At 35.8% G+C, this 21,841-nt stretch carries 24 protein-coding genes; 11 read left to right on the plus strand and 13 right to left on the minus strand.

The genetic code is table 11. The annotated features are described in order from the left end of the window. Nucleotides 1-109: 109 nt before the first annotated feature. Nucleotides 110-499, plus strand: a complete 390-nt coding sequence (locus tag HQN85_RS07695) for a group III truncated hemoglobin (RefSeq protein ID WP_216847247.1) — start codon at nucleotides 110-112, stop codon at nucleotides 497-499. After that, nucleotides 496-924 carry a hypothetical protein gene (locus HQN85_RS07700; RefSeq protein WP_173270916.1) on the plus strand — a complete coding sequence of 143 codons (429 nt, stop codon included), beginning with the start codon at nucleotides 496-498 and terminating at the stop codon, nucleotides 922-924. Before HQN85_RS07695 ends, HQN85_RS07700 begins: the two co-directional genes overlap by 4 nt. Before the next feature lie 3 nt (nucleotides 925-927). On the opposite strand, the gene HQN85_RS07705 is transcribed toward HQN85_RS07700, so the two are convergent. The 3 genes from HQN85_RS07705 to HQN85_RS07715 are packed head-to-tail and all read right to left on the minus strand — an operon-like array spanning nucleotide 928 to nucleotide 4,966. Next, nucleotides 928-1,956, minus strand: coding sequence for a response regulator (locus HQN85_RS07705; protein WP_173270918.1), 1,029 nt, complete (start codon nucleotides 1,954-1,956; stop codon nucleotides 928-930). A gap of 5 nt (nucleotides 1,957-1,961) precedes the next feature. After that, nucleotides 1,962-3,149 carry a PAS domain-containing sensor histidine kinase gene (locus tag HQN85_RS07710; protein WP_173272529.1) on the minus strand — a complete coding sequence of 396 codons (1,188 nt, stop codon included), beginning with the start codon at nucleotides 3,147-3,149 and terminating at the stop codon, nucleotides 1,962-1,964. A gap of 35 nt (nucleotides 3,150-3,184) precedes the next feature. Further along, complete coding sequence (locus HQN85_RS07715; RefSeq protein WP_173270920.1) at nucleotides 3,185-4,966, minus strand: hypothetical protein; 1,782 nt, start codon at nucleotides 4,964-4,966, stop codon at nucleotides 3,185-3,187. A gap of 223 nt (nucleotides 4,967-5,189) precedes the next feature. Here HQN85_RS07715 and HQN85_RS07720 point away from each other — a divergent pair, with 223 nt between their 5' ends. The 6 genes from HQN85_RS07720 to HQN85_RS07745 all read left to right on the plus strand — a co-directional run bounded on the left by HQN85_RS07720 (nucleotide 5,190) and on the right by HQN85_RS07745 (nucleotide 10,453). After that, entirely contained in the window at nucleotides 5,190-6,653 is a 1,464-nt protein-coding gene (locus HQN85_RS07720) for a L,D-transpeptidase family protein (RefSeq protein WP_173270922.1), read from the plus strand. A 7-nt stretch (nucleotides 6,654-6,660) separates the two neighbouring features. Further along, entirely contained in the window at nucleotides 6,661-7,533 is an 873-nt protein-coding gene (locus tag HQN85_RS07725) for a universal stress protein (protein ID WP_173270923.1), read from the plus strand. A 9-nt stretch (nucleotides 7,534-7,542) separates the two neighbouring features. Beyond that, the gene (locus tag HQN85_RS07730; protein WP_173270925.1) at nucleotides 7,543-8,316 is read left to right on the plus strand and encodes a DUF6920 family protein; all 774 of its coding nucleotides are present in this window, start codon (nucleotides 7,543-7,545) and stop codon (nucleotides 8,314-8,316) included. A gap of 3 nt (nucleotides 8,317-8,319) precedes the next feature. Further along, nucleotides 8,320-9,087: an LOG family protein gene (locus HQN85_RS07735; RefSeq protein ID WP_173270927.1), complete on the plus strand. Its 768-nt coding sequence runs from the start codon at nucleotides 8,320-8,322 to the stop codon at nucleotides 9,085-9,087. Nucleotides 9,088-9,089: 2 nt separating this feature from the next. Next, on the plus strand, nucleotides 9,090-9,827 hold the full coding sequence (locus tag HQN85_RS07740; protein ID WP_216847248.1) for a sulfite exporter TauE/SafE family protein: 738 nt from the start codon (nucleotides 9,090-9,092) through the stop codon (nucleotides 9,825-9,827). Nucleotides 9,828-9,976: 149 nt separating this feature from the next. After that, a complete protein-coding gene (locus HQN85_RS07745; RefSeq protein ID WP_173270930.1) occupies nucleotides 9,977-10,453 on the plus strand; it encodes a hypothetical protein in 477 nt (158 codons plus the stop codon). A 32-nt stretch (nucleotides 10,454-10,485) separates the two neighbouring features. Here the strand turns inward: HQN85_RS07745 and HQN85_RS07750 are convergent, their stop codons facing one another. The 8 genes from HQN85_RS07750 to HQN85_RS07785 form a co-directional block, all read right to left on the minus strand. Further along, on the minus strand, nucleotides 10,486-11,175 hold the full coding sequence (locus tag HQN85_RS07750) for a VIT1/CCC1 transporter family protein (protein WP_173270932.1): 690 nt from the start codon (nucleotides 11,173-11,175) through the stop codon (nucleotides 10,486-10,488). A gap of 29 nt (nucleotides 11,176-11,204) precedes the next feature. Continuing rightward, the gene (locus tag HQN85_RS07755) at nucleotides 11,205-11,867 is read right to left on the minus strand and encodes a cytochrome b/b6 domain-containing protein (RefSeq protein ID WP_173270934.1); all 663 of its coding nucleotides are present in this window, start codon (nucleotides 11,865-11,867) and stop codon (nucleotides 11,205-11,207) included. A 2-nt stretch (nucleotides 11,868-11,869) separates the two neighbouring features. Beyond that, nucleotides 11,870-13,078 (minus strand): DUF3570 domain-containing protein, encoded by a 1,209-nt coding sequence (locus HQN85_RS07760; protein ID WP_173270936.1) that lies wholly within the window; start codon nucleotides 13,076-13,078, stop codon nucleotides 11,870-11,872. Nucleotides 13,079-13,089: 11 nt separating this feature from the next. After that, complete coding sequence (locus HQN85_RS07765) at nucleotides 13,090-13,320, minus strand: DUF4266 domain-containing protein (protein ID WP_173270938.1); 231 nt, start codon at nucleotides 13,318-13,320, stop codon at nucleotides 13,090-13,092. Then, the gene (locus HQN85_RS07770; RefSeq protein ID WP_246249688.1) at nucleotides 13,320-14,216 is read right to left on the minus strand and encodes an FAD:protein FMN transferase; all 897 of its coding nucleotides are present in this window, start codon (nucleotides 14,214-14,216) and stop codon (nucleotides 13,320-13,322) included. The genes HQN85_RS07765 and HQN85_RS07770 overlap by 1 nt, the downstream gene beginning before the upstream one ends. Before the next feature lie 41 nt (nucleotides 14,217-14,257). Continuing rightward, nucleotides 14,258-14,689: a thioredoxin family protein gene (locus HQN85_RS07775; protein WP_173270942.1), complete on the minus strand. Its 432-nt coding sequence runs from the start codon at nucleotides 14,687-14,689 to the stop codon at nucleotides 14,258-14,260. A 148-nt stretch (nucleotides 14,690-14,837) separates the two neighbouring features. Further along, nucleotides 14,838-16,106 carry a sensor histidine kinase gene (locus tag HQN85_RS07780; protein ID WP_216847249.1) on the minus strand — a complete coding sequence of 423 codons (1,269 nt, stop codon included), beginning with the start codon at nucleotides 16,104-16,106 and terminating at the stop codon, nucleotides 14,838-14,840. After that, entirely contained in the window at nucleotides 16,103-16,780 is a 678-nt protein-coding gene (locus HQN85_RS07785) for a response regulator transcription factor (RefSeq protein ID WP_173270943.1), read from the minus strand. The genes HQN85_RS07780 and HQN85_RS07785 overlap by 4 nt, the downstream gene beginning before the upstream one ends. Before the next feature lie 338 nt (nucleotides 16,781-17,118). Here HQN85_RS07785 and HQN85_RS07790 point away from each other — a divergent pair, with 338 nt between their 5' ends. Genes HQN85_RS07790 through HQN85_RS07800 form a run of 3 tightly spaced genes read left to right on the plus strand, consistent with a single transcriptional unit; the run spans nucleotide 17,119 to nucleotide 18,910 of the window. After that, nucleotides 17,119-17,955 (plus strand): PAS domain S-box protein, encoded by an 837-nt coding sequence (locus HQN85_RS07790; protein WP_173270945.1) that lies wholly within the window; start codon nucleotides 17,119-17,121, stop codon nucleotides 17,953-17,955. A gap of 46 nt (nucleotides 17,956-18,001) precedes the next feature. Further along, entirely contained in the window at nucleotides 18,002-18,364 is a 363-nt protein-coding gene (locus HQN85_RS07795) for a response regulator (RefSeq protein WP_173270947.1), read from the plus strand. Nucleotides 18,365-18,382: 18 nt separating this feature from the next. Continuing rightward, on the plus strand, nucleotides 18,383-18,910 hold the full coding sequence (locus tag HQN85_RS07800; protein WP_173270948.1) for a DUF892 family protein: 528 nt from the start codon (nucleotides 18,383-18,385) through the stop codon (nucleotides 18,908-18,910). 44 nt (nucleotides 18,911-18,954) lie between these two features. On the opposite strand, the gene HQN85_RS07805 is transcribed toward HQN85_RS07800, so the two are convergent. After that, the gene (locus HQN85_RS07805) at nucleotides 18,955-20,709 is read right to left on the minus strand and encodes an ATP-binding protein (protein WP_173270950.1); all 1,755 of its coding nucleotides are present in this window, start codon (nucleotides 20,707-20,709) and stop codon (nucleotides 18,955-18,957) included. 12 nt (nucleotides 20,710-20,721) lie between these two features. Next, on the minus strand, nucleotides 20,722-21,837 hold the full coding sequence (locus HQN85_RS07810) for a sensor protein KdpD (protein ID WP_173270952.1): 1,116 nt from the start codon (nucleotides 21,835-21,837) through the stop codon (nucleotides 20,722-20,724). Nucleotides 21,838-21,841 lie beyond the last annotated feature (4 nt).

Here is a 21,841-nt window from a genome sequence, read left to right on the forward strand (position 1 = left end):
AAAATGATCTTAGTCACGAAAATTTTAAGCCAGAGGATAATTTGCGTAAGATCATTTCAATAAGTGATACCAATCACATTGTAAAAACTTAAAAAGCTAAACTTTGGATATGATGAAAAAAGACATTGAAAATATCAACGACGTTCAACAATTAGTCGACACTTTTTATGAAAAAGTGCAAAAGGATCCATTATTGGGGAATATATTTATGACCAAGATTAGTGATTGGCCAAAACATTTAGAAAAGATGTATCGTTTTTGGCAGACAGTCCTTCTTGAGCAACATACCTATAGCGGAAGTCCTTTTCTACCACATGCTACCATGCCACTAACAGGTGATCATTTTAATCGTTGGTTAACTATTTGGAAGGAAACGATAAATTTGTATTTCCAAGGAACAAAGGCTGATGAAGCTAAGTGGAGAGGCGAGGCGATGGCAACAATGTTTCTCGCAAAAATTGAATTTTATAACGCAACAACAAGAACTCCATTAGTATGAAAAAAGACATAGGATTTGGCGCTATATGCATATGGATTGGTTTCATAGGCGCTATTAGTTTTATGGAAGCATGGCTAAAATTTACAGCACCCGGAGTTACACTATCTATAGGACTTGGTATAGGGCGCTTAGTATTCGCTGCATTGAATAAAATGGAATGGGTAGTGTTTCTAACCGCTTTCATTTCGCTTTTTCAGTTAAAAATATTTTTTAAAACTACCGACACCCTCCTCCTTTTTGCGGCATTAATTCTAATTGTACAAACCATATGGCTATTACCTGCACTTGATGCACGTGCTGAGTTGTATATTACAGGAGCTGCCGTGCCACCTAGCAACTTACATATTTACTACGTTGCTGCGGAAGGTTTGAAAATGATTACACTTTTGACGGTTGCAATTTCTTTATTAAGGAGAAAATCCTAATTATTACTGTTTTACATTCTTTAGTTTTTCTATAGAAAGGATCTGGATAGCATTACCGCTTTTCTCAATCAGTTTCTCGTCCTTAAAATCTGCCAACATTCTACTCACGGTTTCACTAGCAGTACCTACTAAGGCAGCGAGATCATCTCGAGAAATTTTTAACGTACACGTATCTGAGCCCGGTTGCCCGAATTTAGCAGCGACCTGCACCAGTGCATCAGCTACACGTTTCCGTACGGAAAAATACGCCAAGCGAAGCATTTGCTCTTCTTTTTCACGTACGCTACCAGAAAGCATGCCAAGGAATGCATTTGCAATTTCTTGATGGTTAAGCAAATATTCCATAAAATCAGCTTTGGCGATTAGTGTAAGTTCTGAATCGCTTAATGTTGCAGCGTTTTCAGCATATGGAGCTGATCTGCATAAACTTTCATATCCAAAAAAATCGCCTTCACTATATAAAGTAGAAGAAAGCTCACGACCATCTTTAGCACGTTTATACGTTTTTACTTGCCCTTTTTTTACAAAATAAAGATGAGCTGGTTCATCTTGCTCTACATAGATAATTTGCTTATTGGCAAACGACCTAATTTTCCCTTTAGCCTTCATCGATTCAAAAAGTGAAGCGCTATCGCCACCAGCTGATTTGAAACCAACTGGTTTACTACGTTTCTTCAGCCTACTTTCTATTGCATTGAAAAGTTCAACGTCATCAAAAGGTTTGGTGAGATAATCATCCGCACCCATTTCCATTCCTTTACGCATATCAGCACGTTCAGCCTTAGCGGTCATAAATATGAAAGGAATATTCATGGTCTGTGCGTTTTTCTGCAATAAATAAAGCACCCCATAACCATCCAATTCAGGCATCATGATATCACAAAGAATAATATCTGGAAGATGTTTAATTGCTAGTTCTACGCCTATCTTTCCATTTTTAGCAGAAAAGGTTTCATAGCCAGCTAGATCTAACATTTCAACAATTCCTTCTCTAATGTCATCGCTATCTTCAATGATTAGTGCTTTTTTCATATGGGTTAAAATTTAAAATGTAGCCTAAAAGTAGTTCCTCTATTTTGTTCGCTCTCGCAAGTACATGTGCCATTCATTAAATTAACATAACGCTTAACAATATTTAGCCCGAGACCTGTTCCAGGAATATCACCAGTATTATGCGCCCTAAAAAACGGCTCAAAAAGATTGCTCATTTCTGAGGTAGGAATTCCAATACCATTATCTTTAATATCGATGATAAGCTCATGTTCTTTAACAATGCTATTGAACTGAATCATGGTATCTTCTCCTGAATATTTAATGGCATTAGAAATGAGATTAATGATACAGTTCTTCAACAAGTTTTGATCTAAAAATACTTGACCAGTTGTACCTGTATGTTCGTATACGATGATTTGCTTTTGCTTGGTCATTAACTGCATTTCTTCAGTAATCTCTTCTGCGAAAGTAAAAATATCGAATAATTGAGGCGTGGCCTCAACCTTTCCAGCTTCCAATTTCTCTAAAGAAAGGAAATCGTTAAGAATAGTCGTAAGGTTATTAATAGAGTTTTTGATTTTAGCAGTATGTTTTTCAATGCTTTCTACATCATGTTTTTCTACATATTTATTAATTAATGAGGCAGATAACTGTATTGAACTCAATGGCGTACGGAATTCATGTGAAGCCATAGAAACAAATCTGGTTTTTAGCTGGTTCAGTTCCCTTTCTTTTTGGAAAAGCGCACTCATGTGTTCTTTTGCAGATTCAAGTTCATTGATAGATTTCATCAGTTCGCGTGTGCGATCTTTGATTTTTTCCTCCAGTTCTTCAGTGTAGCTTTTAATCTTGATTTCGTCTTCTTTTTGTCTGCTCAAATCATGAATAAAGCCAGTATAAATTCTTCGGTCGCTAAACTTGATTTCACTTACACCCAATCTGAAGGGAAAAGTGCTGCCATCTTTACGTTGACCGGTAACTTCACGGCCAATACCTATGATTTTCTTCTTTCCAGTATGCTCATAATTAGCCAAGTAACTATCGTGCTTGCTTCTGTCTGGTTCTGGCATTAGTACAGAAACATTTTTGCCTATTAGTATATCTCTACTAGGATAGCCGAACAGTTCCAAAGCTGCAGGATTAATATTCTCTATAAGACCTCGGTCATCTATTGTGATGATACCATCAATTGCGTTTTCGATTATGGCAACCAATAATTTTTCTCTTTCCATAGTTGAGTATTCCATCCAAATATAATTTAAAATTTTTAGATGGATAGTTTGTTCAACGTAGATTCAGCAGAAAGCAATGGGCTATAGAACCGATCTTTAAAGAAAATGATGTTATCCGGAAGATTAGTAAAAAGAGACTTATAATAATCGATACCAGTTAAAAGTTGAGTTTTAAATTTAGCAAGCTGTGCAGATTTTTTTTCAGTGAAATCATCCATCATGATTTTAATTTCTGCATTTAAGTAATTCACGTATAGTTCTAATTCCTTAATTAGCACATTGGGACGTTGTACTTTTTCCAGTAGATTTTTTCTGCCGTAAATGTGACCTACCATTTCATCCAAAGAATATACTCTTGAAAAATAGGCAAGATTAGGACCTGGGCATATGGCAACTGCCTTACTTTCCTTTGGTTTAAGGATACCAATTTTTTGATATGTTGAACTGCAAAGACCTTCGCAAAGACAAACTTTCTCCGTTACCTTATCTAATTGTTTTTCAAATTCTACAGCAGAAAGCTCCTTTGTTTTCAGATCCTTTATCTTCAAATGCTGATATTCTCTAGATGCTGTACAGATGGGTAATGCGGTAAATTCAGTATTCGTACACAAGTATTTCTTTTTACAGGGGCTACCAGGTTTTCCTTTTTTGATTCTTTCCAAACGCTCCCTATCAATACCACTGTTTTTGAAATTATTAAATAACACTCCAAGGGGCGATGAATTGCTTAAGTAATAAGAATCTTCAGTAGAGCTTGTAAGCTGGTCTAGCGTAGTTTCATCTACATTTGTAACTTCTGGAACTAATAGAAATGGACTTCCCCAACCAGTTGAATCTAGCTGATAGTGCTTGATCAGAAATTCGTTTTCTGCAGCAGTTCCTATCCCTCCTTGTACACTGATCCTTTGGCTCGGCAAATTATCAACATTTATTCCTTTTTCTTTAAGACCATTAACATATAACGAGAAGAGCTCTTCTTTCATTTGATGTTTGTTCTGCTTAAAATCTTCCAAGATTGGACCGAGTAGATATCCTGCAGTAGCAAATGCATGTCCTCCACAATTAAGACCACTTTCTACCCTAAACTCTGATACCCACAATCCTTTTTTCGCTAAGAATTTCGCTTGTATAAACGCCGATCTGAAATCGCTTACTTTTAAAATGATTTTCTTTTGAATATTATTATTTTCATCAGGGAAAAAGTCTTCAAATTGTTCTATATAACTATATAGCCTTGGGTTCATTCCTGCTGAAAGGATTACAGAAGAATTCAATCTGCTCTTTGCAAATCCACGTAAGGCAGTCAATGCATCACTTTCTTCATCTCCTGTAATCTCTACTCCATTTTCGTAATTGACACGATCCACTTTAGACATAATGTTTACATCTATGGCTCCCATTTCCATTCGATTACGCAAAATATTCTGAAAAATCGTTTTGCGCTCCCCATCTGGATACTCCATCATCAATTCATAGCCATGTTTCAATTGTGAATCTTCAGGCAAAAGGTCAAAATACCTGCACAAATCATTCCCAACTTCAAAAGGGAGCTGTTTTAGCTCTTCGAAATCCTTAGCCACCATTCGGTGCATCATATTTAGATAACAAGTTATTCTTCTTGCCCTTTTATCAAAATTCTGTTTTAAAATTGGCATAAAGGTTTCGCCACGCTTTTTTGTATGGTATTCCCTCATGCGTTCAATTAGTTCATCATCTACAATGGAAACAACAGATGAAATACCATATTTAGCCACTTTAAGCGGACTATCGATAGAAAAGCCAAGCCCTAGAACGGGGATATGAAATTTATGTAACATATTATTCTTTTGTTATTATGGCCCAAAAATATTAGCACTTAGCAAACCTGACGGATGCTTTCGTCAGCTAAAAAAATGATGTTGGTCACTTTCTTAGACAAATGATGCAAAAAGAGCTATTTAAGGTAAGAAATTGGTTTGTGGCATATCACTTTAAGAAGTGACAATCATCAGTATTTTCCATCTCTGTCTTTCTGAACTTTACACTATCAAAATCAATAATATGAAAGTACAGAATAGGGCTTTAACTACTCAAAAGAAAGATGATACTAAAACAATACTCATTATTGGAATAGTTATCTTATTCTTGCAACTTGCGTTTCACTTAACAGTAAGCGCAAGACCAATTGAAGAAAGCTCAATACAAAGAAAGGATTCACTGAATTACCAACTCGGAATACAGCTGAATAATCCACAAATGTTAAAGCGATTAAACTTTCCAAATACGGTAAAGCGTTTCTACGAAAAAAGCAATTTTGAAACAAATTGGTTAACATCTGAAGAGAATTCAGGGCCTACTGTAATGGCTATGCTTTTACTCGATTGCGTAAAGCAATACGGACTGCAGCTACGAGATTATCATCCTGAAATTTTAACATATGAAAAGCTACACAACTTATTTAGCGTAAATTCTCAAATTTCGACCGCACAAAAAATCGAGTTTGAATTGATGCTTAGCGATGCAATGGTTAGTATGATTAATAATTTACATTATGGAGCATTCAACCCTACATTAAATAGATTTAGTATAGATAATGGAATAAAAGGCGGTCTTTATGCGGATGTTTTTCTGCATACAGCCATAAAAAGTCCAAATTTAAGGGAAACAATACTTACAGTACAACCTAATATTGACCAATATAAACAGCTGCAAGCTTATATGAAACTCATCATGGGACAATATGCCTGTGACTCCTATGAAACACCAGAACAGGAAATAAGAACGATTGCTATTAACATGGAACGCCTGCGCTGGATAGGAATAGAAAATAGCAGTTATTTGTTTGTAAATATTCCTTCCTTTAAGCTGACTTATTACACCAATGATAAAACATTAGAATATAAAATTGTAGTAGGGAAAGCTTCAACACCCACTCCAACACTTGTTAGTACGATTGGCTATCTTGAAACTGCACCAGATTGGAAAATTCCTAGTAAGATCTTCATTAACGAAATGTTGCCAAAAGCGCAAAAGGATTTAGCTTACTTCGAAAATAACCACATGGCCGTTTATGATCAGAAGGAACATTTTGTCCCTATAAATGTACAAACATTAGCGCAAATCAAGCAAAATCCTAAAATTTACCACGCAAGGCAAACTGCAGGTTGTGACAATGCGCTTGGCAAAGTGGTTTTTCGTTTTGCTAATCCCCATGATATCTACCTACATGATACGCCAGAACAACAGTATTTCAGTCAGAGCAAAAGAGCCTTTAGTCATGGTTGCATCAGAGTTTCAAACGCCGAACAACTAGCCCAAATTTTAATGGAGAACGATGGACAAGGAAACAGAATTGCTGATCTTAAAAAGTCAATGGCGAATTACAATAAGCAAAGATTTGCCCTTAAAAAGCCTTTACCTATTATCATCACCTATTTAACTATTACTGTTGAGGATGGACTTTTAGCTAAACATGCTGATATCTATTTAAAAGATAAATCACTAGAAAATAAAATGTTCAAATAAGAAAATCATGAAAAAGATACTTGTTCCAATAGACTACTCTTCGCATTCGGATAATGCTGTAAACTATGCGATAGAAATTGCAAAGAAAATAAATGCAGATATCCATCTCTTTCATGGATTAGAAGCCCCAGAACTTATCGCAATGCCTGGGTTTATGGTTTGGCCAGCTGAAGATTTTTCAGAAATGAAAGAGGATGCAGATGAGGACATGAAAAAATATGTGTTGAAACTTAAAGAAAATCCAATATACCAACATCCCTATTTCCCAAATATCACTTTCAGTACCGCAATTGGAATGACTACTCAGGTAATTAATCAAGCAATAGTAGATCAAAAACCTGATTTGGTAATAATGGGAATGGAAGGCAAAGGTAAAATTGACCGTTTTTTTCTTGGCAGTACCAGTAAACAGATGATTGAAAAAGCTTTGGTACCTATCCTTTTAGTTCCTGCAACAGCTAAATATCAACCACTTAATAAAATTGCTTTTGCAACAGATCTTTCTGAAAATGATTTAGATTCAATTCATGATCTAGCCCGACTGTTTTGCCTTTACAATCCAGAAATCCTTTTGATACATGTTGATGATCAACCTTCAGATTTCCATGATCCCAAAAGTCCTTCAAATCAATTTTTGAACAGAGTAACCTGTAATATTAATTATGGTAAAATTTATTACCGATATATTAACGAAACGGATATTGACAAAGGCTTAAAATGGTTAACTGAGCATGGACTAGTTGATATTCTTTCTATGATTCACCGTCATCCAAGTATTTTTTCTAGAATTTTGGATGGAAGTCATACCCAAAAGTTAGCAAGATCCATACACTTGCCATTATTAGTTATGCCTGAAGATAAAACCCCTATTGGTTGGTAAAGATTAATCATGGAAATAGGAGAATTAAAAACGTTCTTTTCATTAGAACTTAGACGTGCTCGTGCATTGGTTAAAAGAATTTATACTGGCAAGCGCAAACTTGAGGAACTCCCGATGACGCTCCAGCATTTTCTGATACATTCTGGATTTATGACGGATGTAAATATTCATCAAACAAAAATAGAATGGAAGAGCGCAGCACTTAAGTTCAATAAAACTGCAAACTGGAAATCTATAAATTGCATACAGCATAATTTCCTGCCTGATCCTATTAGGTTGGTGTATATGAAAAGCAAAATGTTTGGCATTTTTAGCCTTGAAGCATTTGATAGCTTTCGTCATGGCCGTGGAGCAATGATGGTAAGAATGGCGAAAATATTTAACATTACTAATGCCAAAGGCCCTGAAATGGATAAAGCCGAATTGGTCACTATTTTAGCCGAAACCATGATCATTCCAGATTACGCCTTACAAACCTATATCCAATGGGAAGAAATTAGTCATTATGAAATTAAAGGAACCATAAGTTATTATGGTATAAAAGCTAGTGGCATATTTTATTTCAACAACAATTTTGAAATCGAAAAGTTCGAAACCGAAGATCGTTGCTATACCGATAAAAACGGCAAATTCCATTCAATAAAGTGGACTGCAGAATGCAGTGATTATACCAGGCATAGAGAACTAAGTTTCCCAACAAACTTTAAAGCCACATGGAATTTTCCAACAGGAGACTTTACTTATTTTAAAGGTGAGATCGACAACATTATTATTAATCCCTAAGCTATGGATGCTACATATTCTACTCCTGCAGTTGATGAAATAAAAATTTCTGAAAAGAAAAAAGATAGCGAGAAAATCTTTTTAGAAGGGCCTAGATCTCGTTTAAAAGAACTGATTTTTACAATAAAAGTATTATTTGAGTTCATTTCAGGATTTAGGGTGTTGCACTTTCTTGGGCCATGTGTGGCTGTTTTTGGATCTGCAAGAATTACAGAAGATTCTCCATATTATGAAAGCGCAAGAAAAATTGGGGCTGGTTTGGCGGGACAAGGGTTTACAACCATTACAGGCGGCGGGCCAGGTATAATGGAAGCTGCTAATCGTGGGGCACAGGAAAGTTTAGGTCAATCCATTGGCTGCAATATTCGTTTACCAAAAGAACAATATCCTAATCCATACCTAGATAAATGGTTTAATTTCAAGTATTTTTTTGTAAGAAAGGTGTTGATGTTTAAGTATTCAGATGCTTTTATTATTATGCCTGGTGGTATTGGTACTTTGGATGAATTCTTTGAAGCATTAACGCTGATACAAACCAAAAAGATTTTGGACTTTCCTATTATCCTTTTTGGAACAAAATTCTGGCAACCATTAAGACCACTGTTTGCTTCTATGTTGGAAGCGAAAATGATAAGCAGTGAAGACTTAAATCTAGTGCTATTCACAGATTCGGTTGAAGAAACTTTGCAACACATCAAAACTATAGCAATGGCTAAACACGCAGAAAAACGTAGACAGGCATTTAGAAGACTCCGTATTCTAGGGGAATAATGATGGAAAAATACTGGCTTTTTTACCTTCTAGCTTTAGTGGCTGAAATCATTGGTACAGTAAGTGGTTTTGGCTCATCCATTCTTTTTATTCCTCTTGCTTCCTTATTCTTTGATTTTAAGCTTGTATTGGGTATAACCGCAATCTTCCACATCTTTAGTAATCTTTCTAAAATTTATCTTTTCAAAAATGGGATTGATAAAAGGATTGCATTGAAAATGGGAATTCCAGCTATAATTGCGGTAATTATTGGCGCCTTGATTACCAATTTTCTTCCTCAAAAGGAACTGGAAATTATGATGAGCATCGCAATATTCTTTCTAGGATTGTATCTTCTTTTAAACACCAATAAAAAATTAAAAGACACCAATTCAAACCTAATCAATGGTGGTATTGCCTCGGGCTTTCTCGCTGGGCTGGTTGGAACGGGTGGCGCCATACGTGGGCTTACTTTAACAGCGTTCGGGTTAGAAAAAGATGTGTTTATTGCGACATCAGCCTTAATTGATCTTGGTGTTGATACCAGTAGAGCTATGGTATATGCAGCCAACGGATATGTACGTAAAGAATTTTTAATTATGCTCCCTTTCCTTTTAGCAATCAGTTTTGCAGGGACATGGATTGGGAAAAAAGTTTTAGCGCATATACCACAAAATTATTTCAAAAAAGTGGTGCTTGTTGTTATACTATTAACTTCACTTATTCAGTTGCTAATAAGTGTGTTAGATGCGCTAAAATAGCTGGTTACTCACTAGATGGTATTGTGCACATATTTTTCTCTTACAATAATCTAGGTGATACATCTCATTTCATCATATGAGATGTATCACGGCCACAGCAAATTAATTCAAGGAAATTTGATGGATTAATATCCATTAACTTCTTAACAATGAAACTAATCTTAACGAGTAAATTAAAATCACCTTTCAATCAGTTTTTTGCTTTATTTTCTATAATCATACTGCTCAATGCCTGCACAGTTGAAAAAAAATATGATCAAATCCTTAAACATAGTACACATGACACGTTAACTAAATCGGTCAATTCAAGTCCAATAAAAAATATTGGTAAGCTGAAAAAAATGGAGCATGATGGAGTGATATTTGATCAATATATCTCAAATGATTTTCAATTTCCTAAGAAAAAGAAAGATAGTACTGCAATCATCAATTATTTTGTAGAAGAGTCATTTGCGCAGTTAGGAAGAAGGGAATTCAAGCAATGCGATGTTGTTGTGATAAGAGGTGTACTCTTTCAAATTAATCTTAAAAAGAACTCTATCCCTGAGCGTTCCCGAACTCACAATCAATCAAGAATAGAGTTCATCGGAATGATCTTTGTATTACTTGGATTTTATTTCTTTTAAACCCTTTGTTATATGTGAAGTTGATATTTTAATCAGTTTACACCAACATTAAAGAAATAACCAACTAGTGCTGATACCGCCATGGCCACAGTACCCCAAAAACAAATCCTGATGACTGATTTCCATAGAGTTGCTCCACCAGCTTTGGCCGAAGCCATTGCAGAAATTGCTAAAAAAAGAATAGCACAACCATATTGATAAGGGATCATCGATTTTATGGGTGCAGAAATTGCTACTGTTAAAGGTAAAAGACCCCCAACAATGAAAGCAGATGCAGAAGCAAATGCAGCTTGTAATGGTTTAGCATTTGTGATCTCATTAATTCCCAGTTCATCTCTTGCATGAGCGCCAAGTGCATCATGTGCAGTTAGTTGTTTTGCAACTTCAATTGAAAGCTCTTTGCTAAGCCCCCTTTTTTCATATATTTTGGCTAACTCTAATAGCTCTATTTCTGGGATGGTTTCCAGCTCAAGCATTTCCCTTTTTAAATCTGCCGTTTCAATATCCGCTTGGGAACTTACAGAAACATATTCTCCGGCAGCCATTGATAATGCGCCCGCTACTACACCTGCTAACGCCGCTAAGATGATGGGGTTTCGAGTATCACTCGCTGCCGCAATACCTATCACTAAACTAGATGTCGATATAATTCCATCGTTAGCCCCAAGAACGGCTGCTCTTAACCATCCACTTCTATTGGTATAGTGTTTTTCCAGTTCCATTTAGCGATCGATTAACAGTTGTTTTTTCTCTACCCACCATTGATCATATCAGATACAATTCCTTTTCCCTCTTTTCTCTCAGCTAAAAATACACCAAAAATATGAACAATTATAAATGCAATAATTAAGTACATTATAAAACCATGGATTTCTTTTAGCTGGTGACTTAAAGATTTTGAAATTCCCAGTTCCTTATCGAATGCGATACATATACCCGTTATTACCATCAAGGTTAGTAAAAAATAGTAAGCTAGGTATAATGCTTTTGTAAGTAGTTCATGACGAGCCAATCTTCTTTCCTTTGGTTTTACAATATAATTCTGATAAGCAGTTTTAAGCTTATTAAAAAGTCGCTGATTTTTATCTTGAAATAATTCGCTGATTATCCTAAATACGAGTAAAGCAGCAAGCGTATAGCCAAAATAGGTATGTATTCCCCAAACCTGATCTTCCATGCCATGGATAACAGCTCTTGCTTGTTGATCATCCACTTGAGCTCCAGCCTGAACGAGTTCTTGCTTAACTAATCCAGAGTTTCCACGATCTAATAAGGTAGAGTTGATAAGTACTGTAATCAAAGACCCACAAATTACCAAAGCACTTAACCAGTGCCACAATCTTAAACTTGCAGCGTTTTTTTTAAGGGGCGATCGATTTTCGATGCCCTTTGGATTTGGCTCAATTCCTCTCATTGTTATTTGAATTTTAAGTTAAGTGATATCACATTTGAAGTTAATTTGGTGGATCTGGTATAGTGTCCATACCTAAGCTCTAGCGTATTCAGCCTTTGCCATCCAAAAACTCCTTTTGGTGGTGAAAAATGGAGACCAGCACCATAAAAATTACTATTTAAGCTAGATAGGTCATAATCACTGGTATAATAGTTTGCTGTTGGATTATGCTGACCATAAGGCGCAAAATAATCAACACCGGTTTGTTCACTATAGCGATAAAAAGGACTAATTGAGAAAAAAGAGTTCAACTTTATTGGAACTTCAATCTCTGCAGTGTGTGCCCTGATACCCCAATCATCCATGTAATATCTGTAAAAGGAACGAAGCACAACATTATCACTTAGGAAATAGTTTAACCTTAAAGCAATAGGTAGCTTGTATCTCTTATTTGGAAGATTTTCAGCCCTTAATGATCCATCTATAAAGTAATCACGTTGATATTTTGTTGCCAAAAGTCCTTTCTGGTAGGCAGGTTCTACAATTAACAGGGCCTGAAGTTTATCAGTTAATACCTGAGAGAGTGAAAACGAAGCGCTAAATGAGTTTCTTGGGCTGGAACCATATTCATCATGACCTTTTGCATTCCCTGTTCTTAGTTCCACAGGTAGAATAACCGTCCAAGTATCAAGGAAAGCCTGAAGCTTAAAGTCGAATTGGGTATTCTTATCTTTTGATAAACGAGTAAGGTTAAAACCTGCGCCTATCGATTGATAATCAAACTCTGTTGAAAACGATCCAGTAAAACCAAATGAATTACCTGTCTTTTCGTTTGATCTCGTCCAATTCAAAGATGGGTAAATCCTTGTATCTGCAGAAGAAGCCGATGATATGGTGTTTGGGTCGATTTTATCTGATGATGCAGAGGTATAATGGTCGATTCCAACTTCGAAAAGAAAGGTGTTTTTCTTTCCAAACTTTCCATAATTTGAAAGTTGTAAATCGAAAGTATTGGCTAAGTCACTAAGCTTTTCTGTTCCAATGCCACCTGTAACAGCTGAATTATTCCCGTTCTGATTATAATAAGAGGAAACGATGTTTACCTCTTCCATCTTAAGTTTACGAGATTGATAATTGCTGGCATCAGCATGAACACTTTGTGGTTGTATCTGTGCATGAGCAGTTAATATTCCCAAGTAGAGCACAACAATGTGTAGATAAATCTTTTTCATGTTAAATTGAATTAGTTACAGCCACATCCACCACCACTTTTTCCTCCGTTGGCACCTGAAGCACCTTCACGATACAATTGAAAACTCTGTTCAAATTTCTGTACCTTTCTAGCCGACAACACCATGTCGGCATCGTTGATTTTGTTTTTTTGATAAGCTTTAACCGAACTACATGAAGCTAGAAATCCTGTTCCGAGCAAGCCTAGTAATGTATATAAAATTATTTCTCTCGTATTTTTCATCAGTTCTTAATATGAATGTTTTTTGATGTGTATATATCATCAACGTCATCTACAATAATGCAGGCAACATTTTTGAGTTGATTAATGAGGTTTAGTCCAACTTTAACTCCCATTACCATTACAGGTGTAGCTAATGCATCAGCCAATTCTGCACTAGGGCAAATAATGCTTACGCTTTTTATTCCAGTAACAGGAAGTCCTGTTTTTGGATCGATAGTATGAGAATACCTAACACCATCTATCATGATAAATTTTTCGTAATTGCCAGAAGTAGCAATCGCCATGTTACTGATATTTAGCGAAGAAAACGGACGAGTGGTTTGATCTGGATCTGCGATGCCGATTGTCCAAGGAGAGCCATTTGGTTGTTGTCCCCACGTTACTAAGTCTCCAGCAGCATTCACAATACCGCTTTCAATACCTAAGTTCTGGAGTAATTGTTTGGCTTTATCGGCCGCATATCCTTTTCCAATTCCGCCAAAACCTATTCTCATACCTCTATTCTTTAACATCACAGTCTGGTTCTCTCTATCGATAATTACATAGTTAAAGTTGATAAGTGCAACTGATTTTAAAGCCAACGCTGCATCTGGTAAAGAATTCATATTTACATCAAAGTTCCATAGACTTTTATCGATTGACCCGTATGAAATATCAAATGCACCATCGGTAATTGAAGAAATTCTTTTCGATCTCTCGATCAGCTCCAAAACTTCCATATCAACTTTAACAGGCGTTATCCCAGCATATTTATTGATTTGATTAGCTTGGCTATCTTCTCTGAAGGTAGAAAGTAGCTGTTCAATGCGCTGAATTTCCGTAATGGCCTGGTCAATTGCGTGTTCACCAAAAGCCTGATCTTGTACAACAACAGTAAACTCAAATCGATTTCCCATCAATTTGGTTATCCTTTTACATTGTATGTGCATTTCTGCAATCATTTGGTAGATATTTTTACAATATCTGATATGAATTGCTCTGGTGTTTCATCAGGATAACCATCCCAGGTTTTAAGCACCTTGCCATTCTCATCCACTAGGAGGGTAAAAGGAAAGCGACCGTCTTTATTATACTGTTCTGCTAAGGATTCGTTCAGTTTTACCTGTTCTTTGGAGAGCTGGTTCTTCTTTTGTCGTGGGAAATCTGCACGCACAAGCAACAAGTTTGTAGAGGCATATTTTTCAAATACAGTTGATTCGAATATCTCTTCTCTTAGCCTAATGCAGGGCCCGCACCAATCAGATCCAGAGAAGTTAACCAATATGAGCTGGTGTGTAGTTTTTGCCTTTTTTTGAGTTTCAGGGAAATTGCTCGACCAAAGTTGAGGGACAAATAAGAATGCGAACAATGCAATTGATATCGATTTCATAGCTAGGAGTATATTTAATCTATTGACAAACTGAACATTAGAACAGTCACAATCAAATGTTTGGCTCTTAGAGTTAGCTTATCACCTAACAAAGGTGCAATACAATTATGAAGACATTTTGAAGTTTATTGTTTTAGCTGGTAAATTTCTATTTGCTTTCCTTATCTGATGAGAACCTTACCTTGAAATGATGTAGATTATCCATAAATCGGTAGGTAAGTTGATAGCCCATCTTGCTAGCTACCTGTTTTAAGATGGCAAGACCCAAGCCAGTGCCTTCCGATGCAGGATCTTTATAAAATCTTTCAAAAACCAGATTTTCATCAAGTGCTTGAGCAGAACCAGTATTGCTAACAATTAATTCTGTCTGATTTAGCTTTATATTAATTGCTCCACCCTCCACATTATGTCTTATCGCATTGCTCAACAAGTTGTTAATCAATATTTCAAAGAGATTAGCATTGGCTAAAACTTTAACATGCTTTAGTTGGGCGTTGATATTAAGTTTCCTACTGGTGATCAGTTCTTGGAAAAACTCTAACCTATCATTTATCAATTGCTCAATGTCAATTTCTTCATTTGGCTGTGGTAAGCTATTGTCAATTTTAACAAGGAGCAACAATGATTGGTTCAGCTTTGTCAGCTTAGCCGTCGCCCGATATAAGTCTACAAGTATTTCGCTTTGTTCTTCTGCCGATAAGTTAAACTGTAACATGGTATCAAGCTTTGAGTTGATTACCGCTAATGGGGTCATCATCTCATGAGAAGCATTTTCTGTAAATAGTTTAACTTCACTATAATCCGACTTTACCTTTTTTGCAAGTTCAAGAACAGCATCATTAAGTTGACTGAACTCCGTTATCGTTGTATTTATAGGTTCGAAAGGATGTTCATGATTAATATTGAATTTCTGGATATTACCTAATAATTTTCGGAATGGCGACCACATCCTTTTCATCATAATACCATTAATTAGGAGCACTATAACTAGCAAAAAAATGACAGGTAACACAATGATCAGAAAAATGCTTTTTACTTGTTCGTTTCTATTAAATTTTGAAGCAATTACCCAAACTCTATAGTTTTTGCCATTAATGGATAAATCGGTACTTAGATAACGACCAGACTCCTTAATTTTTTTGATAGGATTGTAGAATAAGGTATCATCTAGTTCACGCTGTCCATTCAAAGAGGCAACCTGCTTGTACTGAACAATAAGATCTTCAAAATCATTTGCCCTATAAAAAACATTATTCTTTGCATAATTCCTCACCTCAAGTGTTTCCTCTTCCAAATCTTGGTCAATCTGTCTATCCAGATAATAGTTGAAGGTAAAGTAGAAAAGCCCACTGATTAATAATAGTCCTAAGCCGCTAATTAGCAGTAAGGACCTATTGTATCTGCTCAGTAATCTCATTGATCTACAAATTTATAGCCTACGCCGTAAATAGATTGGAAATAATCGTTGCTTCCAGCGTCGATTAGCTTTTTCCTAATATTTTTAATGTGGGTATAAATAAAATCAAAGCTATCGGCCATGTCCGCATCGTCTCCCCAAATGTGTTCAACAGCTGCAGCCTTTGATATTGCCTTGTTTTTATTCGTCATAAAATAAAGCAACAAATCGAATTCTTTTTTTGTAAAGTACACAATTTGGTCTTTCACCTTAATCTGCTTGCCTTTTAGGTCTACATCAATCTCATTAAACGTAAAATGATCCTTACCCTCAAAGCTTCTCCTTCTAATTACCGATGCTATTCTAGCATTCAGTTCTGAAAGATGGAAGGGTTTAATCAAGTAATCATCTGCGCCTAAACTTAGCCCCTCAATTTTTTGATCTAAAGAATTTCTTGCAGAAATGATAATTACACCATCGGTTCGGTCTTTTTCCTTAAGAAATCGCAAAAGTTCTAAGCCCTCGCCCCCTGGTAAGCCAAGGTCTAATAAAATACAATCGTACTCATATAAGGCAAGTTTCTGTTTTGCGATATCATAGTTCTTCGCATTGCTACAGGTATAACCTTCTGCTGTTAGATAGGTATCCAAACTGCGCTGCAAACTTTCCTCGTCCTCAATAATGAGTATTTTCATAATGTAAATATGCCTTTAAATTATGAAGACATTTTGAACTTTGGAACAATCTTATTGAAGAATTGTTATTTAAATAATAATGAGATATTTTCTCGCTGGCTAACTGGTCGAAAATTAGCTTTTCCCTCAAAATTAGGTGCGCTTTCTTATCGAATCATAAATTTTAAAAAGCGACATTGTAGATGATGCGTTCACAGAACTGCCTAAAACATGTTCAAACTTGCCATAATTACTTCATAATGTAGTAATTGAAAACAATTTGAATAAGATTTGTATTAAACCTATTCTTAACGGACAAAATAATTTAAATGGTATATGATTGTGAATAATGATGGTGCATGGAAAAGCTGAATTCTAATACTGTTTTTGATCTAGAATACTTTTTTGAGATTACTCCAGATCTGCTATGTATCACAGGATTTGATGGTTATTTTAAGAAAATAAACCCTGCTGTATCCAAAACCTTGGGCTATACAGAAGAAGAGTTGTTTTCCGAACCAATCATTTCTTTAATCCATCCAGAAGATAGAGAGATTACTAGTCAGCGAGTTTTTAGATTGACGAAGGGAGATTCTCTGTTAAATTTTGAAAACAGGTATGTCACAAAGAATGGTGCTACTATTTGGCTTTCATGGACTTCTGTTCCAATCATGCGGGATAGTTTAATATTTGCCATCGCAAAGAATATTACTTATAGAAAGCAACTAGAGGAATACGATCGAATCTCTTCTATTTTGGAGATGATAAATGAGGATCACCATAAAAGATTTAAGGTCGATCATAAGTCAACAACCTCTACAAAACTATCACAATTACATATTGGTCATTTAAAGAGCAACAATGAAGAGCCCTCACAGTCAGATCAGTTCTGGCTCAACAGCTTTGAAACTGCCGTTCGGAAATATGTTGGTAAGCCAGACTTGAATCTAAATCTGATCAGTGGTGAATTAGCCCTAAGCCAACGACAACTTTTTAGAAGGGTGGATAGCATATTAGGTATTACACCCAATAAGCTTGTTCGCGTTATTCGTTTACAATTGGCGTGGGAAGCAATTGCTTCTGGGAAATACAGAACGATCAAAGAAATTTCCAACATTGCTGGCTATAGCTCTAGAAGTCATTTTAGTAAATTGTTTAAAGAAGTTTACGGAATTCAGGTGTCAGAACTACTGTAACAGAAATAATGTTTAATTAATATCGGTACTTAGTTTAAAAGTAGTTATGGCAAAAAGGATACTGGTAATAGACGATGATGAAGATATACTTTCGATAATGGATATCCTGTTCTGTGAGGAAGGGTATGAACCCATTCTTTACCAAACTGGGACTACGGTGGAGCACATTAAGCTATTACATCCAGATCTCATCGTATTAGACGTTAGGATAGAGGGATTTCAAAAAACGGGCGCACAGATTTGTGCAGAAATCAAAAAGGAGTTCGAACTTGAAAAAATACCCGTTATTTTAGTTTCTGCTGAACCAGATGTACATGAGCTTGCCTACGGTTGTGGTGCAAATGGATACATAAATAAGCCATTTGAAATCAATAATCTCCTTACGAAAGTAAAAGAATTCTTATATTAGCATGCTAAATTTGCTGCTATGAATGAAAAGCCCGACAAATCATCGTCCTGGAAAAAGATAAAACTAGGGTCGGCAAAACTTAAGGTATTTTTTATCAAACATTTGGATCGCATTTATTGCGCAAAACTTCACTTGGTTTCAAAACTTCCAAGTCTAGCAGAGGAAGTGGAATTTGCAGACCTTAAAAATGCAATTTGTGAAACCGTTAATGATGTAGAAAAGCAGATTGCTAGAATGGAAGTCATCTATTCACTACTAGATGCGGAAGTATCAAAAGGGAGCATTCATGGGCTTACAGGTTTAATTGAAGATGCCTTTGAGGCAATCAGGGAACAGCATGGAGAACCTGAACTTCGTGACCTTTCCATTATCTTTTATCTTCAAAACATCGAAAGCATTGAAATGGCATCTTTCCAGATCTTGCAGATGGCAGCAGTAAAACTAAAGAACAAGCATATCAATCAGCTATTAAAGGAAAATTATGACGAGGCCAAGGCTGATCGCACATTATTACTGTTAATTTCCTCTAAGTATATTACAAATTAATTTAGGTTATAACTAAATAAAGGGATAATGTTTGCGCATATAGATTAAGTAATAGCAGGGAGGCTGAAACTAAATCTACTCCCTTCTCCCAATGCACTTTCTACACTAATACTTCCATTTTCTGCTTCAATAAAATCTTTGGAAATTGCTAAACCAAGCCCGGTTCCAGATTTATTCTGCCCATCGGTAGGCACCTGATAATACCTGTCAAATAATCTTTTCTGGTATTGTTCTTCTATTCCTTTACCAAAATCCTTTACCGAAAATTCTATAAAGCTATCTTTTTCGTGTACTCCTACTAGGATCTTTGATTTAGCTGAGCTATAACGCAAAGCATTTGAAAGGAGATTTACAAGTACCCATGTTGTCTTTTGAACGTCAGCATTAATCATTGGCAGCTTATCGGCTATGTTCACTTCAAGATTAATTTCTTTTTGCTGAGCCTGAAAATTAACGGCAGCTAGTGCAAACTTTACAATTTCTGATGGATCTGTTTTTACCAGATTCAAATGCAAATTTCCTGTTTCTACCTGAGCTAGGTTTAATAATTCGCCGGTAATCTTCAATAACCGATCACTATCTTCCTTAATGTGAGTTACCAATTGGCGCTGTTCTTCATTCATCCCACCAACTCTAGAATCATCCAATAACTGTAAGCTCATTTTGATAGATGATAGGGGCGTTTTTAGTTCATGTGAAACGGTAGCAATAAAATTGGTCTTGGCTTCATCAAGTTCTTTAAATCTGGTGATGTTCTTTAAAATGTATACTGTCCCTGCTGATTTTGTACTATGCTTTAATGCCTGATCATGTTGATTTGCAAGATTTGGAATGATAATATCTCGATTTTCAAGCAAAAAATAAGATTCCTTTTCATTGGCATAAATTTTCAGAGGCTCATCTGTTGCAGGGGCAGATAATATCCTCTTTAACAACTCGTTCTTTTCTGCTAATAAAAGAGCATGTGCCCCAATAACTTTTGAAGGGTCTAAGTTCAATAATTCACCGGCAACTTTATTGCAAAAAAGGATTACGCTTTTATCATCCAAACCGATAATTGCATCTGGCATCTGTTCAATGATAGTCTCAATCCGCTGCTTTTCAGATTTTATTTCTCCTAAGTTGGAAGTATCCCAATTGCTGAGTTCATTGGCCATTTTATTAAAAGCAAGTGCTAGTTCGTTAAACTCATCATGACCTTTAAAATGAAGTTGTTGTTTATAGTTCTTTTTACTGATCTCCCGTATACCAACCAACAATTCGCGAAGTGGGTTGGCGATGAAACTTGGAAAGTTGACAATAAAAGTAAAAAGGATAATGAAGCACACGAAAGCTGTAATACCTAGATATGTTGTCGCTCGATCTGTTGCTATCTGCGCTTTATCATTTTTTTGCACAATGGCATCCATATTTAGTTCATCAATTTTTCTGAGCTGTAAATGCAAACTATTCAATGCATCACTTTGATTTTTGGCTGAAATACCTTTGAAAGTTAAATCTCTAAAAGCTTTTCTCAAAGCCAAAACAGCTTGTAATTCACCTTTCTCAGTTACATTATTTTCTTCTTCCTTAAGAATTTTTTCAAATGCATTCTTGTTTTTTTCATTGATTACTCCATTTTGCTTATCAAGTTCGACCCTCATTTGGTTTACATATACCAATGATTTGTAGTTATCCTTAAGCACGATTTTAGATTTTGTGGAAATCTCATTAATATGGTAAAGTGAAATCGCACCGAATGCAATAACAATTACAAATAAAAAGCCGAAGCCGAGGCGGAGTTTTGTTTTGATGTTCATTGACTATTGAAATTAAGATAAAATAACCAAATCTGTATCTTTTTTGGCCATTGCCTTAAGTAATTGGTTAAATACATTTGTGCTTAAAATAAGTTGGAACAGGTTAAAATGTGGTTTTCCAATGCAAATTGTAGTAATTTCTTTTTCATCTGCAATATTAAGTATGGTTTTAGTGATTTCATTGCTTTTTACGCGGATGACCTCAGCACCAAGTTCTGTGGCAAGTTTTAGGTTGTTGAGCAAATGCCTTTGCTTATCCAACCTGATCATATCTGGTTTTTCATTATTACCCTGTACATATAAAACAATCCAGCTGGAATGATAATAAGATGCCAGTCTTGCTGTTTTTCTAATTACCACTTTAGCAGTTTGATTATTGGAAGAGATACAAGCTAAAAATCTTTCCGACCGCAATTTTACTTGCTTGGGAACCTCTTTGTTTATCTTTCGTTCTACCTGATGGGACACTTCTTTCAATGCAAGTTCTCGAAGCTGTAAGATTTTCTCTGGCTTAAAGAAATTATTCAGCGCTTGCTGAATCTTCCCTTGTTTATAAATTTTTCCATCTTTTAAACGATTTAAAAGCTCATCTGAAGTAAGGTCGATGTTTACAATTTCATCTGCAATCTCTAAGACTTTGTCCGGAATTCTTTCTGTGACTTGAATACCGGTAATGTGCTCAATTTCTTCATTTATGCTTTCCAAATGCTGAATATTTACAGCAGAGATAACACTGATTCCTGCCTCCAAAATATCATATACATCTTGCCACCGTTTCTCGTTCTTACTTCCATCAGCATTACTATGAGCCAATTCATCTATAATTACAATTTCAGGATGCGCATTTATTATGGCCTGCACATCCATTTCTTCCAATTCCTTTCCCTTGTAAAAAATCCTTTTTCTGTCAATAATTGGGAGTCCATTTAGTAGCGCATGTGTCTCTTCACGAAGGTGCGTTTCAATATAGCCAATCCGTATATCTACACCACTTTTCAATAAAGAATGTGCATCTTGTAACATCCTATAGGTTTTGCCAACGCCAGCACTCATGCCTATGTAAATTTTCAGCTTTCCCCTACGATTTTTAATCACCAAATCCTGAAATTGTTGCACGTTGTTTTCCATCTTT

This window comes from Pedobacter boryungensis, assembly GCF_013204825.1.
Lineage (GTDB): Bacteria > Bacteroidota > Bacteroidia > Sphingobacteriales > Sphingobacteriaceae > Pedobacter > Pedobacter boryungensis.

Bases quoted from the DNA above. Each gene is read 5' to 3' on its own strand.
- HQN85_RS07700 (WP_173270916.1), top strand. From the start codon at position 496: ATGAAAAAAGACATAGGATTTGGCGCTATATGCATATGGATTGGTTTC.
- HQN85_RS07720 (WP_173270922.1), top strand. From the start codon at position 5,190: ATGAAAGTACAGAATAGGGCTTTAACTACTCAAAAGAAAGATGATACT.
- HQN85_RS07705 (WP_173270918.1), bottom strand. From the start codon at position 1,956: ATGAAAAAAGCACTAATCATTGAAGATAGCGATGACATTAGAGAAGGA.
- HQN85_RS07810 (WP_173270952.1), bottom strand. From the start codon at position 21,837: ATGGAAAACAACGTGCAACAATTTCAGGATTTGGTGATTAAAAATCGT.
- HQN85_RS07735 (WP_173270927.1), top strand. From the start codon at position 8,320: ATGGATGCTACATATTCTACTCCTGCAGTTGATGAAATAAAAATTTCT.
- HQN85_RS07695 (WP_216847247.1), top strand. From the start codon at position 110: ATGATGAAAAAAGACATTGAAAATATCAACGACGTTCAACAATTAGTC.
- HQN85_RS07740 (WP_216847248.1), top strand. From the start codon at position 9,090: ATGGAAAAATACTGGCTTTTTTACCTTCTAGCTTTAGTGGCTGAAATC.
- HQN85_RS07760 (WP_173270936.1), bottom strand. From the start codon at position 13,078: ATGAAAAAGATTTATCTACACATTGTTGTGCTCTACTTGGGAATATTA.
- HQN85_RS07795 (WP_173270947.1), top strand. From the start codon at position 18,002: ATGGCAAAAAGGATACTGGTAATAGACGATGATGAAGATATACTTTCG.
- HQN85_RS07785 (WP_173270943.1), bottom strand. From the start codon at position 16,780: ATGAAAATACTCATTATTGAGGACGAGGAAAGTTTGCAGCGCAGTTTG.
- HQN85_RS07710 (WP_173272529.1), bottom strand. From the start codon at position 3,149: ATGGAAAGAGAAAAATTATTGGTTGCCATAATCGAAAACGCAATTGAT.
- HQN85_RS07770 (WP_246249688.1), bottom strand. From the start codon at position 14,216: ATGGGAAATCGATTTGAGTTTACTGTTGTTGTACAAGATCAGGCTTTT.
- HQN85_RS07730 (WP_173270925.1), top strand. From the start codon at position 7,543: ATGGAAATAGGAGAATTAAAAACGTTCTTTTCATTAGAACTTAGACGT.
- HQN85_RS07745 (WP_173270930.1), top strand. From the start codon at position 9,977: ATGAAACTAATCTTAACGAGTAAATTAAAATCACCTTTCAATCAGTTT.
- HQN85_RS07790 (WP_173270945.1), top strand. From the start codon at position 17,119: ATGGAAAAGCTGAATTCTAATACTGTTTTTGATCTAGAATACTTTTTT.
- HQN85_RS07765 (WP_173270938.1), bottom strand. From the start codon at position 13,320: ATGAAAAATACGAGAGAAATAATTTTATATACATTACTAGGCTTGCTC.
- HQN85_RS07805 (WP_173270950.1), bottom strand. From the start codon at position 20,709: ATGAACATCAAAACAAAACTCCGCCTCGGCTTCGGCTTTTTATTTGTA.
- HQN85_RS07780 (WP_216847249.1), bottom strand. From the start codon at position 16,106: ATGAGATTACTGAGCAGATACAATAGGTCCTTACTGCTAATTAGCGGC.
- HQN85_RS07775 (WP_173270942.1), bottom strand. From the start codon at position 14,689: ATGAAATCGATATCAATTGCATTGTTCGCATTCTTATTTGTCCCTCAA.
- HQN85_RS07725 (WP_173270923.1), top strand. From the start codon at position 6,661: ATGAAAAAGATACTTGTTCCAATAGACTACTCTTCGCATTCGGATAAT.
- HQN85_RS07715 (WP_173270920.1), bottom strand. From the start codon at position 4,966: ATGTTACATAAATTTCATATCCCCGTTCTAGGGCTTGGCTTTTCTATC.
- HQN85_RS07800 (WP_173270948.1), top strand. From the start codon at position 18,383: ATGAATGAAAAGCCCGACAAATCATCGTCCTGGAAAAAGATAAAACTA.
- HQN85_RS07755 (WP_173270934.1), bottom strand. From the start codon at position 11,867: ATGAGAGGAATTGAGCCAAATCCAAAGGGCATCGAAAATCGATCGCCC.
- HQN85_RS07750 (WP_173270932.1), bottom strand. From the start codon at position 11,175: ATGGAACTGGAAAAACACTATACCAATAGAAGTGGATGGTTAAGAGCA.